This is a genomic window from Mesorhizobium sp. M1E.F.Ca.ET.063.01.1.1, assembly GCF_003998155.1.
Classification (GTDB): domain Bacteria; phylum Pseudomonadota; class Alphaproteobacteria; order Rhizobiales; family Rhizobiaceae; genus Mesorhizobium.
The window spans coordinates 1-1,412 of record NZ_RZSC01001111.1 but is presented as its reverse complement, the minus strand read 5'-3'; the positions used below and the strand labels follow the sequence as shown (position 1 = coordinate 1,412).

The following is a 1,412-nucleotide window of genomic DNA, read 5'->3' as shown; positions in this document are numbered from 1 at the left end:
GTTCCAGGAAATGCCATTCGGCATGTTGGCTTCGAGCGCGCCGAGCAGCGCGTCGCGGCGCCGGCGATAGGCGCCGATCAGCTTTTCCACCTGGCCTTCGAAAATGGTCTCGGCGACGCGGTGCATCACCATCTGGTTGATGGAGGGGCTGTGCAGGTCGGAAGCCTGCTTCATCAGCACCAGCTTTTCCACCACATGGCGCGGCGCGCAGACCCAGCCGACACGCATGCCGGGCGACAGGATCTTCGAGAAGGAACCGCAATAGAGCGTGCGGGCGTTATCGATGCCGCCGGAGCGTGCGCAGTCCAGCGCCAGGATCGGCGACACGGCCTCGCCGTCATAGCGCAGCGCGCGGTAGGCGGCGTCCTCGATGACGGCGATGTCGAGCTCGCCGGCAAGGTCGAGCACCGCCTCGCGCTGCTTGGCATCAAGCGTGTTGCCGGTCGGGTTGGCGAAGTCAGGCACCAGATAGGCGAATTTCACCTTGCCGCCCCCTTTCGAAAAGGCAGAAGGGGCGGCGGCTGCCGCGCGATAGGCCTCCGGCGTCATGTTGCCGCCGGCCGTGTTGAGCCTGTCGTAGCGCGGCTCATAGGCGTTGAAGGCCTGCAGCGCGCCGAGATAGGTCGGCCAGGTGACCAAAGCCGTGTCGCCCGGCGACAGGAACAGCTTGCCGAGATAATCGAGCGCCTGCTGAGAACCGGACGTGATGAAGATGTTGCCCTCGTCGCACGCCACGCCGAGGCTGCCCATATGGCCGGCCAGCCATTTGCGCAGCGGCAGAAAACCTTCGCTGACCTGGTACTGCAGCGCAGCGCCCGCTTCCGCCCCGCCGAGCACGGCCTGATAGGCGTCGCCGATGGCTTCGGCAGGAAACAGCGAAGGATCCGGGATGCCACCGGCAAACGAGATGATGTCGGGCTGGTCGAGCAGCTTCAACAGCTCGCGGATTTCCGAGGCCTTCATGCGCGAGGAGCGCGAGGCCAGAAGGTTCAACAGGGTCAAGGCGCACCTCCCGGGGGGCGAATTTTTGTATTTAGGTCAACCAAGCTGACCTATTATCAGCCTTTGCTTTCGGCGTGAATAGCCAAAACGGCCACGACGCATCGTCCAGGCGACATTGTTGTCACGCATGTCGTCTTCCCAAAACCGCCGGGACACTTTGGGCGACATGCGCTGGGCCTGCATATTTTCGTCAACGCTAATGGAAAAATGTTGCGGGCTAAGCGAACTCGGCGCAGCATGAAACCCAGAAGCCGGCAGCCTGAGAGAAAATCAATCCGGCCGATTGGGGGGTACGCATGACGCTCGAGATTATCGGGGCCGGATTCGGCCGCACCGGCACGTGGTCCACTTTCGCCGCGCTGAACAGGCTTGGCTTTCCGAGCTACCACATGCAGGAAGTCATCATAAAC

Annotated in this window: 2 protein-coding genes; one reads left to right on the top strand and one right to left on the bottom strand. The window is 62.7% G+C overall.

Features of this window, described 5'->3' with window-relative positions; all coding sequences use genetic code 11:
- The coding region (locus EOA29_RS36455; protein WP_145970049.1) for a PLP-dependent aminotransferase family protein at positions 1 to 1,002 on the bottom strand (1,002 nt) is incomplete at its 3' end.
- A 296-nt stretch (positions 1,003 to 1,298) separates the two neighbouring features.
- Here EOA29_RS36455 and EOA29_RS41875 point away from each other — a divergent pair.
- Positions 1,299 to 1,412 (top strand): sulfotransferase (locus EOA29_RS41875; protein WP_281061132.1); only part of this gene is annotated, 114 nt, incomplete at its 3' end.